14 protein-coding genes are annotated in these 15,899 nt (G+C 69.5%); 10 read left to right on the forward strand and 4 right to left on the reverse strand.

The genetic code is table 11. From position 1 onward, the window contains the following. Positions 1-34 precede the first annotated feature (34 nt). From ahcY to hpf, 8 genes are all read left to right on the forward strand, one after another. Positions 35-1,477 carry an adenosylhomocysteinase gene (gene ahcY, locus EP757_RS14690; RefSeq protein ID WP_127546395.1) on the forward strand — a complete coding sequence of 481 codons (1,443 nt, stop codon included), beginning with the start codon at positions 35-37 and terminating at the stop codon, positions 1,475-1,477. Positions 1,478-1,663: 186 nt separating this feature from the next. Beyond that, entirely contained in the window at positions 1,664-2,512 is an 849-nt protein-coding gene (locus EP757_RS14695; protein ID WP_127546398.1) for a helix-turn-helix transcriptional regulator, read from the forward strand. Between the two features lie 51 nt (positions 2,513-2,563). Beyond that, entirely contained in the window at positions 2,564-2,767 is a 204-nt protein-coding gene (locus EP757_RS14700; protein ID WP_174262393.1) for a DUF397 domain-containing protein, read from the forward strand. A 110-nt stretch (positions 2,768-2,877) separates the two neighbouring features. Then, entirely contained in the window at positions 2,878-3,567 is a 690-nt protein-coding gene (mtrA, locus tag EP757_RS14705; RefSeq protein WP_014688036.1) for an MtrAB system response regulator MtrA, read from the forward strand. A gap of 53 nt (positions 3,568-3,620) precedes the next feature. Then, positions 3,621-5,249 carry an MtrAB system histidine kinase MtrB gene (gene mtrB, locus EP757_RS14710; RefSeq protein WP_127546404.1) on the forward strand — a complete coding sequence of 543 codons (1,629 nt, stop codon included), beginning with the start codon at positions 3,621-3,623 and terminating at the stop codon, positions 5,247-5,249. Further along, entirely contained in the window at positions 5,249-7,078 is a 1,830-nt protein-coding gene (locus EP757_RS14715; protein WP_127546407.1) for an LpqB family beta-propeller domain-containing protein, read from the forward strand. Before mtrB ends, EP757_RS14715 begins: the two co-directional genes overlap by 1 nt. Positions 7,079-7,088: 10 nt before the next feature. Continuing rightward, a complete protein-coding gene (locus EP757_RS14720) occupies positions 7,089-7,796 on the forward strand; it encodes a ComF family protein (protein ID WP_127546410.1) in 708 nt (235 codons plus the stop codon). Positions 7,797-8,062: 266 nt separating this feature from the next. Continuing rightward, positions 8,063-8,683: a ribosome hibernation-promoting factor, HPF/YfiA family gene (gene hpf / locus EP757_RS14725; protein ID WP_127546413.1), complete on the forward strand. Its 621-nt coding sequence runs from the start codon at positions 8,063-8,065 to the stop codon at positions 8,681-8,683. 1 nt (position 8,684) lies between these two features. Here the strand turns inward: hpf and EP757_RS14730 are convergent, their stop codons facing one another. Beyond that, entirely contained in the window at positions 8,685-9,479 is a 795-nt protein-coding gene (locus tag EP757_RS14730; RefSeq protein WP_232050510.1) for a GNAT family N-acetyltransferase, read from the reverse strand. A gap of 175 nt (positions 9,480-9,654) precedes the next feature. Here EP757_RS14730 and secA point away from each other — a divergent pair, with 175 nt between their 5' ends. Beyond that, positions 9,655-12,567, forward strand: coding sequence for a preprotein translocase subunit SecA (gene secA / locus EP757_RS14735; protein WP_127546416.1), 2,913 nt, complete (start codon positions 9,655-9,657; stop codon positions 12,565-12,567). 276 nt (positions 12,568-12,843) lie between these two features. Here the strand turns inward: secA and EP757_RS44790 are convergent, their stop codons facing one another. Then, positions 12,844-13,992, reverse strand: coding sequence for an Rv3235 family protein (locus EP757_RS44790; RefSeq protein WP_370457818.1), 1,149 nt, complete (start codon positions 13,990-13,992; stop codon positions 12,844-12,846). Positions 13,993-14,100: 108 nt separating this feature from the next. Beyond that, positions 14,101-14,328, reverse strand: coding sequence for an AlpA family transcriptional regulator (locus EP757_RS14745; RefSeq protein WP_127546419.1), 228 nt, complete (start codon positions 14,326-14,328; stop codon positions 14,101-14,103). A gap of 103 nt (positions 14,329-14,431) precedes the next feature. Here EP757_RS14745 and EP757_RS14750 point away from each other — a divergent pair, with 103 nt between their 5' ends. Then, positions 14,432-14,941 (forward strand): hypothetical protein, encoded by a 510-nt coding sequence (locus EP757_RS14750; protein WP_127546422.1) that lies wholly within the window; start codon positions 14,432-14,434, stop codon positions 14,939-14,941. Here the strand turns inward: EP757_RS14750 and EP757_RS14755 are convergent. After that, complete coding sequence (locus EP757_RS14755; RefSeq protein WP_127546425.1) at positions 14,893-15,861, reverse strand: hypothetical protein; 969 nt, start codon at positions 15,859-15,861, stop codon at positions 14,893-14,895. The two genes, EP757_RS14750 and EP757_RS14755, sit on opposite strands and share 49 nt — an antisense overlap. Positions 15,862-15,899 lie beyond the last annotated feature (38 nt).

The raw sequence follows: 15,899 nt of genomic DNA on the forward strand, positions 1-15,899 counted from the left end.
GACGGCGTCGTCCGTACAAGAAAAGGGGATCTTGATGTTGGCGGACGGTGATTTCAAGGTGGCCGACCTCTCGCTCGCCGCCTTCGGGCGCAAGGAGATCGAGCTGGCCGAGCACGAGATGCCCGGCCTGATGGCGCTGCGCAGAGAGTTCGGGCCGAGTCAGCCTCTGCGCGGGGCCCGGATCACCGGCTCGCTGCACATGACGATCCAGACCGCCGTGCTGATCGAGACGCTCACGGCGCTCGGCGCGCAGGTCCGCTGGGCCTCCTGCAACATCTTCTCCACCCAGGATCACGCGGCCGCCGCCATGGTCGTGGGTCCGGACGGAACGCCGGAGAGGCCGCAGGGTGTGCCGGTCTACGCGTGGAAGGGCGAGACGCTCGAGGAGTACTGGTGGTGCACCGAGCAGGTGCTGCTCTGGCCGGACGGCGAGGCGCCCAACATGATCCTTGACGACGGCGGTGACGCGACGCTGCTCGTGCACAAGGGCGCTGAGTTCGAGAAGGCCGGCGTGGTGCCGCCCGAGGAGACCGCGTCCTCCGAGGAGTACGCGGTCATCCTCAAGTTGCTCAAGCGCAGCCTCGGCGAGGACGGCAAGCGCTGGACCCGGGTGGCCGCCGGGATCAAGGGCGTCACCGAGGAGACCACCACCGGCGTGCACCGGCTCTACGAGATGCAGTTGCACGGCACGCTGCTCTTCCCGGCGATCAACGTGAACGACTCGGTGACGAAGTCGAAGTTCGATAACAAGTACGGCTGCCGGCACTCGCTGATCGACGGCATCAACCGGGCCACCGACGTGCTGATCGGCGGCAAGGTGGCGGTGGTCTTCGGCTACGGCGACGTGGGCAAGGGGTGCGCCGAGTCGCTGCGCGGGCAGGGCGCCCGGGTGATCGTCACCGAGGTCGACCCGATCTGCGCGCTGCAGGCCGCGATGGACGGGTACCAGGTGGCGACGATCGACGAGGTCGTGAAGTACGCGGACATCTTCGTCACGGCGACCGGCTGCTTCGACGTGATCACGCATGAGCACATGGCGCAGATGAAGCACCAGGCCATCGTCGGAAACATCGGTCATTTCGACAACGAGATCGACATGGCCGGCCTGGCCGCGCGCAAGGACGTTCGGAGGATCACCATCAAGCCGCAGGTCGACGAGTGGCGCTTCGACGACGGGCACTCGATCATCGTGCTCTCCGAGGGGCGGCTGCTGAACCTCGGCAACGCCACCGGGCACCCGTCGTTCGTGATGAGCAACAGCTTCTCGAACCAGACGATCGCCCAGATCGAGCTCTTCACCAAGACCGAGGAGTACCCCGTGGGGGTGTATGTGCTGCCGAAGAAACTCGACGAGAAAGTCGCCCGGCTGCACCTCGACGCGCTCGGCGTGAAGCTCACCCGGCTCACCAAGGAGCAGGCGGCGTACCTCGGGATCGCGGCCGAAGGACCCTTCAAGCCGGACCATTACCGCTACTAGACCAGCGTCAAGACATGCCGGAGCCCCCACTCGCCCGCCGAGTGGGGGCTCTTGTCAACTGCGGAGGTTGCCGCCTTCGCAGGTGGGCTATCTCTCACCATTACTTCACGGCGCGGTGGCCGCTGCAAGTGCAATGCCGCCGATGCAAGTTGCAACGGGCTATTGATGCGCCGATATGGTGGCTGCGTGGCGAGGCCGACATCGACAGCACGCCGGGAGCTCGGTGGTGAACTTCGCCGTCTCCGCGGTGAACGCCGCGCGGTCGACGTGGCGACCGCGCTCGGGTGGTCGGAGTCGAAACTGAGCCGGATCGAGACAGCGCACACCGGCATCAGCGAGGCCGACCTGGACCGGTTGCTCACTCTCTACGGCGTGGCCGTCGAGGACCGCGGCCGGCTGCGGGATCTGGCCCGGCGAGGGCGGGCACGGGCGTGGTGGACGCCGTACCGATCGTCGGTGCCCGATCCGTACGACGAGTACCTCGCGCTCGAGAGCGAGGCCGTCCGGATCTCCGAGTGGGAGGCCCAGGTGGTGCCGGGCCTGCTGCAGACCGACGAGTACGCCCGCGCGGTGATCGAGACCGGCGCCGACATCGACGACACCGCCATCATCCAGCGCCGGCTCGCCCTGCGGATGGGCCGGCAGACGGTGCTCACCCGGGACCCTCCGCCCAACCTGCGGATCGTGATCGACGAGGGCGTCCTGCTGCGCGAGATCGGCGGGCGCGACGTGCAGCGGCGCCAGCTGGCCCGGCTGTACGAGGCGAGCAGCCGCCCCGGCGTCGAGCTCCAGATCCTGCCGTTCCACGCCGGCGCGCACGCCGGCCTCATCGAGTCGTTCCTGGTCATGGAGTTCGCGGTGGGCACCCGTAACCCGGTCGTGCACATCGAGGGGCTCACCGGCGGACTCTTCCGGGTGAAGCCGGAAGAGATCGACGTTTATCAAGACGCATTCGATGACCTGCAAGAACGCGCATTGTCGCTAGAAGAGAGCCGAACGGCCATCGCTGAGACGAGGGATCGACTGGCTCGCTGAGAGCTCGCCGTGGGGTCCAATGGAGAAGCTATTCCACGGAAGGGGATGATCATGCAGAACGCCACGCTTTCCTGGCGTAAGAGCAGCCGTAGTGGCGCTGCTGGGCATTGCGTCGAGGTCGCCAACGCTCCGGCTGCGGTGCTGGTACGTGACTCGAAGGACGTCACGGGCCCGGTGCTCACCTTCGGCACAGGCGACTGGACCGGCTTCATCGCCGGTATCCGGGCAGGTGAGTTCGACCGGCCCGGCGCCTGATCGCTGATCGTGTGAAACGGGCGGTCCCTCTGGGGTTCGGGACCGCCCGTTTCACATGATCGACCCCCAGGTGGCGCGAAGAGTGGGGCGACAGTGCAATATTGGACCGCATGAGAGCCCGGGTACTGGTCGTCGACGACGACCCCGCGTTGGCCGAGATGCTCGGCATCGTCCTGCGAAGCGAAGGATTCCTCCCCTCCTTCGTCGCCGACGGTGAACGTGCCCTGGCCGCTTTCCGGGAGAATCGCCCCGACATCGTCCTGCTGGACCTGATGCTTCCCGGCATGAGCGGCATCGACGTGGCTCGCGCCATCCGAGCCGAGTCGGGCATCCCGATCGTCATGCTCACCGCCAAGAGCGACACCGTCGACGTGGTGCTGGGCCTGGAGTCCGGCGCGGACGACTACGTGGTCAAGCCGTTCAAGCCGAAGGAGCTCGTGGCCCGGATGCGGGCGCGGCTGCGGCGGGGCGAGGACGCCGCGCCGGAGATGCTCACCATCGGCCCTCCCGGCAACCAGATCACCATCGACGTGCCGGCGCACACCGTGTCGCGCGACGGCGAGGAAGTGAAGCTCACCCCGCTCGAGTTCGACCTGCTGGTCGCCCTGGCTCGCAAGCCGCGCCAGGTCTTCACCCGTGAGGTGCTGCTCGAGCAGGTCTGGGGTTACCGGCACGCGGCCGACACGCGACTGGTCAACGTGCACGTCCAGCGGCTGCGGGCGAAGATAGAGCCCGATCCCGAACGACCCGAGATCATCCTGACGGTGCGGGGGGTCGGCTACAAGGCCGGCACGGGCTAGGCCGTTCGAGCGGCTACTCTTGCCGCGAGATGCGCGCCCCTTCCTGGCTCCCCATGCCCGTGCGCCGTGCCCTGCGAGTGGTGCGGCGCTACTGGCGTGTGCTCGCCCGGCACGGCCTGCAATACACGGCGCCGGCCCGGCGAGGCTGGCGGCGGTCGCTGCACCTGCGGGTCGTCACCATCACGCTGGTCCTGTCCAGCCTGCTGGTCGGCACCTTCGGCTGGTTCATCGCGGCGCAGAGCGCCAACATCCTGCTGAGCCGCACCCAGGACGAGATCTCCTCGTCGATGAGCGGCAAGGTCGCTTATGCGTACCGGCAGCTCACCGTGCACCCGCAGTCGCGCGACCCGGAGCTGCCGAACACGATCAACGACACGGTCAACGAGCTCTTCGACGGCGACCCGGCGGAGGACGGCGACTCGGTCATCTCGATCCGCGCCGAACACTACGCGGACCTGCCCGCCGTCACGCTGCCCGCCTCGGTGGACACCCGTCAGCTGATCACGCCCGACATGATCCGAGCGGTGGCCGAGCAGGGCCAGGTGGCGCAGCAGATCCGGACAGCCGAGGTGGACGGCGCGACCACGAAATACCTGGTCTACGGCGCCCCGGTGCCGACCAAGTTCGGCCACCTCGAGCTCTACTACATGGTCCCGCTGACCACCGAGGACCGTGCCGCCAACCAGATCCGCACCACCGTGCTGGTCACCGGCATCGCGCTGGTGATCCTGCTCGGCGTGGTGGCCGGCCTGGTCACCCGCATGGTGGTGACGCCGGTCCGGGTGGCCGCGCGGACCGCCCAGCGGCTCTCCGCCGGCCTGCTCGACCAGCGGATGAAGGTGGACGGCGAGGACGACCTCGCGCTGCTCGCCGCCGCGTTCAACCAGATGGCGGCGAACCTTCAGCGCCAGATCGTCCGGCTCGAGGAGATGTCCCGGCTGCAGCGGCGGTTCACGTCCGACGTCTCGCACGAGTTGCGGACGCCGCTCACCACCGTGCGGATGGCCGCCGACCTCATCTTCTCCGAGCGGGAGAGCTTCGATCCCGCGGTGGCCCGCAGCGCCGAGCTCCTCCAGGCCGAGCTGGACCGGTTCGAGGGCCTGCTCACCGACCTGCTGGAGATCAGCCGCTTCGACGCCGGGTTCGCCGCCCTGGACGCCGAGCACACCGACCTGGTCCCGATCGTGGAGCGGGTCGCCGAGCGTCTCGCGGGCCTGGCCGAGAGGGCCGGTGTCGAGGTCGAGCTGCGGCTGCCGGACACCCCGGTGATCGCCGAAGTGGACCCGCGCCGGGTCGAGCGGGTGCTGCGCAACCTGGTCGGCAACGCGATCGAGCACGCCGAGGCCAAGCCGGTCATCGTCACGATGACGACCGACGAGGCGGCCGTGGCGATCACCGTGCGCGACTACGGCATCGGTTTGAAACCGGGGGAGGAGCGCCTGGTCTTCAACCGGTTCTGGCGCGCCGACCCGTCCCGGGCCCGGCAGACCGGCGGCACCGGCCTGGGCCTGTCCATCAGCGTCGAGGACGCCCGGCTGCACGGCGGCTGGCTGGAGGCGTGGGGCGCGCCGGGCGAGGGCTCGCAGTTCCGGCTGACCCTGCCGGTCCGGGCCGGTGACCGGCTGGTGGCCGCGCCGCTCCCCCTCATACCCCGGGATCGTCCGGCGGAGGTGTCCAGCTGATGCGCCGTTCCCTGCCCGCCGTCGTGGCGGTGACCGCTGTGGTGCTCGCCGGGTGCGGCATCCCCGACGAGTCCGGTGTGACGGTGGTCGGCCCCGGCCAGTCGACCGGCATCACCACCGGCAGCGAGGACCCGCCGGCCCAGGCGACCCGGACCACGACCAGCGACCGTGGCCAATTCGTCGCCAACTACCTGGCCGCGGCGGCCGGCGACTACGACGGCGCGACCGAGCGGGTCAAGGAGTTCATGTCGCCGGACGCCGCCGACAGGTTCAAGCCGGTGGCGATCCCGCGGGTGATCCGGCTGATCGGCACCCCGCTGTTCTCGTCCGGGCAGGCCGAGGTCGCGTTCAACTACGAGCTGATCGGCACGCTCGGCAAGAACGGCCTGCTGGAGCCGCCGAAGGACCCGGTCCGCGGGAAGTACGAGATCAAGCTCGGCACCGCCGAGGACGGCATCTCGCTCTACGTGACCGAGGCCCCGCCGGTTCTGCTGATCACCGACACCGCGCTGGCCAGCCGCTATACGCAGCGCACCATCTACTTCTGGAACACCGAGCACACCGGCCTGATCCCGGACGTCCGCTACATGCTGCGCGAGGTGCCGATCGAGCAGGTGCCGACGACGGTGCTCGGCTGGCTCATCGAGGGCCCGGCGCCGTGGCTGCGCAGCGTCGCCGACGTGCTGCCACAGGGCACCACGCTGCTCGGCAAGATCCCGGCGATCGACAACGACACGCTGGCGATCAACCTGAGCGCGCAGGCGGTGCCGACCGAGGGCGCCGAAGAGGCGCTGAACCGGCTACGCCGCCAGATCCAGTGGTCGTTGCAGTCCCTGCTGCCGGAGAAGGGCAGCCTCGCCCTAAAGATCGGCCACCAGGAGACCCAGAACTACTACGGCACCGACTTCCTGACCAGCAACGCCGCCTTCCGGCTGGAGAGCCGGCCGGAGCGCTTCGCGGTCTACGGCGGGAAGATCGTCCGCCTCTCCGAGACGCCCCGCGCGGTCCAGGCCATCCCGGGCATCCCGCCGCAGGCGAACAAGGACGTCCGGACGGCGGCGCTGAGCGCGTCGGCGGGGCAGACGTTCGCAGCGCTGGTCACCGGTTCCGGGCACAACCAGACGCTGCGGGTCGGCGTCACCACGAACGGCGGCGGCGAACCGGTGCTGCGCGAGGTGACCGGCCTGCCGGAGGGCCTCGGATACCCGCACTGGGCGATGACCGGCAACGGCAACCGGCCCGAGGACGCGATCGGGCTGATCATCGTGAACGGCGGGCTCTACAGCTTCCGCGCGGACGGCGGGCCGGCCCGGGCGGTGCCGGTCTCCGGCGTGTCCGGCGGCCTCACTGCGATCACGGTGGCGCCGGACGGCCACCGGGTGGCGATCGCCGCGGGCGGCCGGCTCTACCGCGCGGTCCTGGCCCTGAGCGGCGACGGTGTGTCGCTCAGCGAGCCGGAACTGCTCCGCCCGCCCCTGCAGAAGGTCACCGCCGCCGACTTCAGCGGCGAGGGCTGGATCACCGTGGCGGGTGTCGGCGGCGGCGGCCGGGTCACCGTCCTGGACGTGACGATCGACGGCGCGCTGCAGGACCCGCGGCTGCCCGACCTCGGCGACGACGCGGTGACCTACGTGACGGCCTACCCGGCCAACCCGGTGAACCAGAGCAGCACGGAGCTGGGCAACGCCGACTACGTGTCGTACACGACCGCCGACGCTGCCTGGGACGCGCTCTCCACCGCGGTCCGGATAGACCCGGACGACCTGGCCGAGCCGCCCGGCGACCAGCCGGCGAACATCGTGCCGTCGGCGCCGTTCTTCCTGAACTGACCGCCCGGAGATGTTCGCCGAGCTGGCCGACCTGGTTCTCCCGGGATCGTGTGCCGGCTGCGGCGCCGAGCGGGTGCGCCTCACGTACGGGACGTGCGCCCTCTGCGTGATCGAGCTGGAGGGCCTGGCGCCGCGTCCGGCCGTCCCGACGCCGCCGCCACCGGGCTTCCCGGCCTGCGTGGCGGTCGGGCCGTACGCCGGGGCGATGCGCGGCGCCATCCTGTCGTACAAGGAGAAGGGCCGGCACCGGCTCGCCCGGCCGCTCGGCACGCTGCTGGCCGGCGCGGTCGCGGCGGTCGCGCCGGCGGACCGCCCGGTCGTGCTCCTTCCGGTGCCCTCGACGGCGGCGGCCCGCCGGGAGCGGCACGGCGACCACATGGCCCGGATGACCCGGCACGCGGTGCGGCGGCTGCGGGCGGCCGGATGGACCGCGGCGATGGCGCAGCCGCTGCGAGCGCTGCCCCGCCCTGACTCCACGTCACTGGACGCTGCCGGACGGCATGCCGCAGCTGTCAATTCCCTGCGAATCATTTCTCGAATCGGCGTTCTCCGACGCGGCGACCGGATGAGGGGCACGCTGGTGGTGACGGACGACATCGTCACCACCGGTGCCACTCTGGCCGCGGTGGTACGCCGTCTTGAGGAGGCGGACATGCAGGTCAACGGTGCCGCGGTGCTAGCAGCGACCCAGCTGCGAAAGATTACTCCCGGTGTTTGACTCCCATGCCTTCCCGGCTTGCCGATAGAGGCGAATGTCAGCCGTCCGTTATCCCAAACGAGTGGTGACGTGGAGGCAGAGGCAGGTTAGCGTCTAGGTGACGAGGGCGAACGTAATCGTTCATCCGCCGCCGGCTTCGGGTCCCCGCGCCGGAAAGGAGTCGTCCAACCCACGTAGGCCGCGTCGGCGGTTCGTCACGCGGTGTCTTCCGAGCATGATGCGCCGCGTTCAGGCGCCCGCAAGCACAACGTTGGGGGAGGTCACGAGTGGACATTGTCGTCAAGGGCCGCAACGTAGAGGTTCCCGATCACTACCGAGAGCATGTCGCCGAGAAGCTCAGCAAGGTCGAGCGTTACGACTCGAAGCTGATGAGAGTGGACGTGGAGCTTTTCCACGAGCGCAATCCGCGACAGTCCGACACCTGCCAGCGGGTCGAGATCACCGTCATGACGCGAGGCCCGGTCGTTCGCGCCGAGGCACAGGCACAAGACTTCTACGCAGCTCTGGACTGCGCGATCAACAAGCTCGACGGCCGGCTGAGGCGTTCTGCCGACCGGCGCCGGGTGCACCGCGGACGGCACGCGCCGGTCTCCGTCGCAGCTGCCACCGCCAACCTCCCCACCGACGTCCATCCGGGCGGGACCACCACCCTGGTCGCCGAGCCCGAGGTCGACACCGAGCTGGCCGAACACGACGCGGACCAGCCGTGGCGCATCGTCAGGGAGAAAGAGCACTCCGCCGAGCCGATGACCGTCGACGACGCGCTCTTCCAGATGGAGCTCGTCGGCCACGACTTCTACCTGTTCCAGGACAAGGACAGCGGCCGGCCCAGCGTCGTCTACCGCCGCCGTGGCTACGACTACGGCATCCTCAGCCTCGCCATGTGATCTAGCCTCCGCTGGAGGCCTGCGCGAGCAGGTCTCCAGCGAGAAGGACGTACTGCACGTCGTCGATCCTCGTACCGCCCGGACCGGGCAGCCGAGATCGCAGGAACGCCTCGCGCCGGAAGCCGGCCTTCTCCAGCACCCGCTGTGAGCCGATGTTCTCCGGCGCCGCGCCCGCGATGAGCCGCGCGATGTCCGTTTCGGCGAAGGCCCAGAGCGCGACGAGCTGTGCGGCGCGGGTTGCGAAACCCCGTCCTCTGTACGCCGGCAGCATGCTGTAGCCGATCATGGCCTGCTGAGTCGGCGGCTCCTGGTAATACAGGTCGATCTCGCCGGCCCTCTCGCCCGTGGCGGTGTCCAGGATCACCAGGTCGGCGCGGGTTCCGGCCAGCCAGTTCGCCGGAGATCGCAGGCAGCGGCGGCGTACCTCCTCGGCCGAGGGCGGCACCGGCGGGACGCTCGTGGCGACGACTTCCGGCAGGGAGTGCAGTTCGGTGTAAAAAGCGACATCTCCCTCATCCAGCGGGCGCAGGCTCACCACGCCGTCGCTGAGCTCACTGCCGGGGAGGTCGGGCAGCAGGCGCGGAGCCGGTTCGGCCGGATCGCCGGGCAGCCGGGACCAGACCTGCAGCTCCTCGTCCGGCATGCGACGGACGCCTTCCCTGGTGAAACCGGCTTCCATGGCGGCGCGCTGGCCCGCCGGGTCGCCCCAGCCGATCAGGAGTTCCAGCCGCCCCTGTCCGGGTTCGATCAGCCTCTGCGGCTTGGTCTCGTTCTGATCCACTGAACCCTGTTCCACGGGGCCATCCTCTCCGCGACGCGCCCGGGACGCCAAACCGGTTGGAAATGACGCTGTCAGCGAACTTAGTGAAACCTTTCGCCCGGTTTGTGAGTTTCACTGGAGGCTCGGGTCACAGGTCCCGAGCGAAGGTGCCTACGATGGTTCGGCAGACTGTCTAGGGGAGCGTTGACCCGTGTCGATTTTGGAAAAGATCCTCCGCGCCGGCGAAGGCCGCATGGTGCGACGGCTCAAGGCGATCGCGGACGCGGTCAACTCGATCGAGGACGACTACGTCGACCTCACCGATGACGAGCTGCGTGAATGCACGGAGAGTTTCAAGGAGCGCTATCAGGAGGGTGAGTCGCTCGACTCGCTGCTTCCGGAGGCGTTCGCCGTCGCTCGTGAGGGCGCGAAGCGCGTGCTGGGCCAGAGGGCCTACGACGTCCAGCTGATGGGCGGCGCCGCGCTGCACTTCGGCAACATCCCGGAGATGAAGACCGGTGAGGGCAAGACCCTGACCGGTGTGTTCCCCGCCTACCTCAACGCGTTGAGCGGCAAGGGCGTGCACATCATCACGGTGAACGACTATCTCGCCCAGCGTGACGCCGAGTGGGTCGGCCGGGTGCACGTGTTCCTCGGCCTGACCGTCGGCGTGATCCTGCCGAACCGGCCGTCCGCCGAGCACCGCGCCGCCTACGAGTGCGACATCACCTATGGCACCAACAACGAGTTCGGCTTCGACTACCTGCGCGACAACATGGCGTGGTCGAAGGCGGAGCTGGTCCAGCGCGGCCACAACTTCGCGATCGTCGACGAGGTCGACTCGATCCTCATCGACGAGGCGCGGACCCCGCTGATCATCTCCGGACCGGCCGAGCACTCCGCCCGGTGGTACGGCGAGTTCTCCCAGATCGTCAACCGGCTCCAGCCCGGCAAGGACGGCGAGGGCGACTACGAGGTCGACCACGCGAAGCGCACCGTGGCGATCACCGAGCGCGGCGTCGCGAAGGTCGAGGACCGCCTCGGCATCGACAACCTCTACGAGTCGGTGAACACCCCTCTCGTGGGCTACCTGAACAACGCCATCAAGGCGAAGGAGCTCTACAAGAAGGACAAGGACTACATCGTCAGCCCCGAGAACGAGGTGCTGATCGTCGATGAGTTCACCGGTCGCATCCTGCACGGCCGCCGCTACAACGAGGGCATGCACCAGGCCATCGAGGCGAAGGAGGGCGTGGAGGTCAAGCAGGAGAACCAGACCCTCGCGACCGTCACGCTGCAGAACTACTTCCGCCTGTACGAGAAGCTCGGCGGCATGACCGGTACGGCGCAGACCGAGGCCGGCGAGTTCAACAACGTCTACAAGGTCGGCGTCGTGAGCATCCCGACGCACCGCCCGATGGTCCGCATCGACCACCCGGACGTCATCTACAAGACCGAGAAGGCGAAGTTCGACGCGGTCATCGAGGACATCGCCGAGCGGCACGCGACCGGTCAGCCGGTCCTCGTCGGCACCGTCTCCGTGGAGAACTCGGAGATCCTCTCCCAGCTGCTGCGCCGCCGCGGCATCCCGCACAGCGTGCTGAACGCGAAGTTCCACGCGCAGGAAGCAACGATCATCGCGCAGGCCGGCCGGAAGGGCGCGGTCACCGTCGCCACCAACATGGCCGGCCGTGGTACCGACATCCTGCTCGGTGGCAACGCCGACTTCCTCGCCGCCCAGGAGCTCGCCCAGCGCGGCCTCGACCCGGTGGAGAACCCCGAGGAGTACGCGAAGGCCCTCGAGGACGTCCTGCCCTCCGTCAAGGAGGCGTGCGACGCCGAGCAGGCCGAGGTGCAGGCCGCCGGCGGTCTCTACGTCCTCGGCACCGAGCGGCACGACTCCCGCCGCATCGACAACCAGCTGCGCGGTCGTTCCGGCCGGCAGGGCGACCCGGGCGAGTCCCGGTTCTACCTGTCGCTGCAGGACGACCTGATGAAGCGGTTCCGGGCCGGCGCGGTCGAGGCCGTCATGGAGCGCTTCAACATCCCGGACGACGTGCCGATCGAGTCGAAGATGGTGACCCGCCAGATCCGCAGCGCGCAGACCCAGATCGAGGGTCAGAACGCCGAGATCCGGAAGAACGTCCTGAAGTACGACGAGGTGCTCAACAAGCAGCGCCAGGTCATCTACGCCGAGCGCAAGCGCGTGCTCAACGGCGAGGACATGCACGACCAGGTCAAGAACATGATCGACGACGTGATCGGCGACATCGTCACGGCGGCCACCTCCGAGGGCTACGCCGAGGACTGGGACCTCGACCAGCTCTTCACCGACCTGAAGCGGCTCTACCCGGTGACCCTCACGCTCGAGGACATCATCGAGGAGTCCGGCGGTGAGCGCAGCACCATCGACGCCGAGTTCCTGGCCGAGCAGCTGAAGCAGGACGCGCAGGCCTCCTACCAGGCCCGCGAGGACGAGCTCGGCGAGGAAGCGCTCCGCGAGCTGGAGCGCCAGGTGCTCCTGGCGGTCATCGACCGGAAGTGGCGCGAGCACCTCTACGAGATGGACTACCTGCAGGAGGGCATCAGCCTCCGGGCGTACGCGCAACGCGACCCGGTCGTGGAATATCAGCGCGAGGGCTTCGACATGTTCAACCAGATGATGGAGGGGATCAAGGAGGAGGCCGTCGGCTTCGTCTTCAACCTCGAAGTCCAGGTCGAGGAGCAGCCCTCCATCACGGTCGACCCGTCCCAGGCCTTCGCGCTCCCCAAGGTCGGCGGCGACGACGACGCCGAGCCGGAGGCGGACGCCGAGCCGGACCGCGTCGAGGTGCGCGCGAAGGGTCTCGGTGGCCCCGGCCGTCCGCAGAACCTGCAGTACACCGCCCCCGCCATCGACGGCGAGGCCGGCGACGGCCGCCCGGTGATCCAGCACCAGGCCCCGCAGCCGAACGTCGGCCCCGGCCCCAGCCCGGTCCCGGCCAACCCGGCCCACACCGGCGCCCGCGCCGCCTCCCAGCGCACGTCAGGCCAGGAGTCGGGCGGCCCGTCCCGCAACGCCCCGTGCTACTGCGGCTCAGGCAAGAAGTACAAGCGCTGCCACGGCGCCCCCGGCGCAGCCTGACAGCAAGCAAGTCGCGAGCGGCCCGCAGCCACCCGGTTGCGGGCCGTTCCCATACCCGCCCTTCGGGCGAGCCGGTTCGCGGCGCGGGCTCGCTGCTCGCGCGGGTTCGTTTCTTGCGCGGGCTCGCTTTTTGCGCGGGCTCGTTTCTTGCGCGGCTCGCTGCTCGCGCGGGCTCGCTCCTTGCGCGGGCTCGCTTCGTGGCGGCTGTGGAGGCCCGGAACGCCCGTCGCCTGCGGTGCTCGCCAGGCGCCCCGGGGACCCTCCGTCGGGGTCTCGTCAGATCAGCCGCAGAATCGTCACCACCCAGGCCTCCTGGTGGAGCTCGAGTCGTAGGGCCATCGCCCACGTACGCTCCCCGCTCGCCAGCACCACCGCCGCCTCGATGGCACCTTGCCGGGGCTCACAGAGCCGCACCCGCAGAACTGCCACAGGGGTGGGGCGCCGGGTTCTCTTCGTACTACCAGCAGGGACGCCGTCCAACTGGGCGCTGCGTAGCCGGCCGACCCACCGCGCGCCCTGAAGTCCCGTCTCAACCACCTCGGCCGCCTCCGACGGCAGACTGAACCGGCGCAGATGCCCGGCCGGCCGGAACCCGTTGAGCACTTCGACGCAAAGCCGCACAAACCGTCGAACAGCCAACCGAGCATCACCCGAAGCGCCAGGCGGCAGCGCCCGCTGCCCGTGCCCACCACTCCCAACCGAGCCCATCGTCGACCCCATCGTCGACCTCGCAGCCGATGCCGCTGCCTGAGCCCCAGGACCGCCCTCGCCCGACCGCCCGAGCGACGAGCCGGCCGTTGGCGTCGAGCCGGCCTCGATCGACCGCGCGGATCCGGCACCGGCTGGTGACACGAGGGTCGCCCCGCCACGCCGCACGGATGAGGAGCCCGACCGCGGTCCGGCTGAGCGCCCGGCCGGTGATGCGGCTGAAGGCACTGGCTGCGATGTGGCTCGGTGCTCTGCTCGCGGTGTGTCGGCGGGCTCGCCAGATCGTGCGGCTCCGGGCCTCGTCGAATGCGCGGCTGAAGCACCAGCGCCGCGTCCGGGCGACAATGCGGATGAGGGCTTGCGCTTGCCTGATGGCGCGGCGGAAGCGTGCGCGGATGAACGCTCACCTGATGGCGCGGGCTCGCCCGACCGCGCGGATGCGAGCTCGCCCGACCGCGCGGATGAAAGCTCACCCGGCTGCGCGGGTGGAGGCCCACACGACCGCGCGGATGAAGGCTCACTCGACCGCGCGGATGAAAGCTCACCCGACCGCGTGGACGAAGACTCGTCTGGTGCGGGGGAAGGATCGGGCGGTGGGGGATCGGGCCAGGTGAGCGCCAGCTGCTGGTGGGGTGGGCTCCAGATCTGGGGTGCCAGCTCGTCGTCGAAGGGTGGTTCGTAGCGGGGGACTGGGCGCAGACGGATGGTAGAGCGCATAAGAACCCCCGAACCTTTTCGTTTGCCTACGTTTGCCTTCGACTGTCGCTCGCGACGAAGGCCCCAGCAATGCGCCCGATGCGATGCGGGGGAACGGGCAAAACGGCCTCAGTCCGGCTCACGCTCGTTCAGGGGGTTGTCGCGCACCCACGCGGCGGTTTCCGCGTACTTGCTCTGGATGTATTCCTCGAGCCTGGTCCGCTCGACGCGCCACTGACCGCGCCCACCGATCTTGATCGCGGGCAGTTCGCCGCTGCGGACCATGTGGTAGACCTGCGAGTCCGAGACGTTGAGCTCGGCCGCCACGTCGGCCAGCAACAGGAATCGAGGCTCCATAGCCTGAGTTTGCCACCGTTTGCCTCCGGCGGAGGGTCCCGGATCGCCACGATGGGACATCGCCTGGTGGAATAGGCCGATCGCGATAGTCCAGGAGGAAGACGTGCCGAACACCGACCTGGTCCGGGTTTACGTGCCGGCCACCGTGCCGCTGCTCGCCGCCCTGCGGGCTTCCGGGCAGCTCGGTCTGGAGGGGATGGAGGCGCAGGCGGTGACGCCGGCGCTCCGCGAGTGGTACGCCGAGGGCGACGAGGAGGAGTTGGAGTACGTCGCCTTCACCCGTGCCGCCCAGGGCGCCCTGCAGCTGTTGCGCTACGACTCCGCAGCCCCGCGCCGGCGCGTCGTGGTCTCGGCCGACGTCGCCGGCTCCACCCTGGTCCGCGAGGACACCGAGCTGGGGTCGAGTTCGGTCCGGCTACCGCGGCCGATCCTGCTGGCGGAGGTCGCGAGCATCCACGTCGACAGTGAGGACGCGGCCGAGTCGGTCGCGGCCGCCGCCGACGTGGTGGAGGAGGCGCTGGCCGGCGACCCGGACGCCCAGTTCACCGTCGACAGCGCCGAGGATCACGAGTTGGAGTGGTACGCCGTCTCCGAGTTGGACGAGCTGGTCTGACCCTCGTCCTCCTCGTCGTCGTCCTCATCGGTGGCCGGTGACATCGTCCGGCCGACGGCGAGCATCGCGGTCATCGCGCCGACGAAGAGCACGATCAGGCCGCTGTTGAGCCGGGCGGTGCTGAGGATCTGCTGGGCCAGCTTGTCCAGCTCGCTGACCTTGCCGGCCAGCTCCAGCACCTTGGAGCCGGCGGTCCGGGAGAGGATCTCGCCGATCACCGTGACCAGGCCGGCACCGGCGCCGGCGAGGGCGTAGAACGGCCACTTCACGGCGCCTTCGGCGCGGCGGAGCAGGAAGAACGCGATCAGGCCGGCGGCGAGACCGCTCAGCGCGGCCTGCCCGTACGAGAACCACTGCGCCGCATTGGCGGTGGATGCCGTGTCGCCGGCGCCGAGCAGGTCGAGCACCGGCGCCTGGAAGAGGTTGAGCACGAAGCCGAGGACGAAGACGCCGATCGACGCGAACGCGGCCGCTGCGATGACCCTCGGGATCCGGAAGCCGGCGAGCGCGCCGCCGATCGTGGCGGCGGCCGCCACGGTGCCGCCGACGATCGCGTAGAGCGAACCGGCCGTGTTGATCGTGACGACCGGAATGGCGCTGAGCAGACCGGTCAGCAGCCCCGCGCCGGTCGCGACGGCGAAGCGCGCGCTGGGGCCGAGGGTGCGCCGGGCGCCGATCAGGGTGAGCACGAGCAGGGCCACGGCGGCGCCGGCCACCAGGTCGGCCGCGACCGCGCCGGGCAGTGCGTACGCCGTCGAGGTCACCTCCATCTCGGCGCTGACCCGGCCGGTGATGGTGGTGCGGGCGGACCACAGCATCGCGGCCGTCCAGGCGATGGCGGCGGCCGCGAGCAGCACGACGGTGAGCCGGGACTCCTCTTCGGGAGCGGCGGACGCCGGGGAGGTGGGACGGTCGGTCATGGAGGTCAGGGTAACGGGCGAAGCTGCGCGTACCTGAC

Origin of the sequence: Actinoplanes sp. OR16 (genome assembly GCF_004001265.1) — a bacterium.
Classification (GTDB): domain Bacteria; phylum Actinomycetota; class Actinomycetes; order Mycobacteriales; family Micromonosporaceae; genus Actinoplanes.

Bases quoted from the DNA above. Each gene is read 5' to 3' on its own strand.
- EP757_RS44790 (WP_370457818.1), bottom strand. From the start codon at position 13,992: ATGCGCTCTACCATCCGTCTGCGCCCAGTCCCCCGCTACGAACCACCC.
- EP757_RS14700 (WP_174262393.1), top strand. From the start codon at position 2,564: ATGCAGAACGCCACGCTTTCCTGGCGTAAGAGCAGCCGTAGTGGCGCT.
- mtrB (WP_127546404.1), top strand. From the start codon at position 3,621: ATGCCCGTGCGCCGTGCCCTGCGAGTGGTGCGGCGCTACTGGCGTGTG.
- EP757_RS14715 (WP_127546407.1), top strand. From the start codon at position 5,249: ATGCGCCGTTCCCTGCCCGCCGTCGTGGCGGTGACCGCTGTGGTGCTC.
- mtrA (WP_014688036.1), top strand. From the start codon at position 2,878: ATGAGAGCCCGGGTACTGGTCGTCGACGACGACCCCGCGTTGGCCGAG.
- EP757_RS14755 (WP_127546425.1), bottom strand. From the start codon at position 15,861: ATGACCGACCGTCCCACCTCCCCGGCGTCCGCCGCTCCCGAAGAGGAG.
- ahcY (WP_127546395.1), top strand. From the start codon at position 35: ATGTTGGCGGACGGTGATTTCAAGGTGGCCGACCTCTCGCTCGCCGCC.
- EP757_RS14720 (WP_127546410.1), top strand. From the start codon at position 7,089: ATGTTCGCCGAGCTGGCCGACCTGGTTCTCCCGGGATCGTGTGCCGGC.
- EP757_RS14745 (WP_127546419.1), bottom strand. From the start codon at position 14,328: ATGGAGCCTCGATTCCTGTTGCTGGCCGACGTGGCGGCCGAGCTCAAC.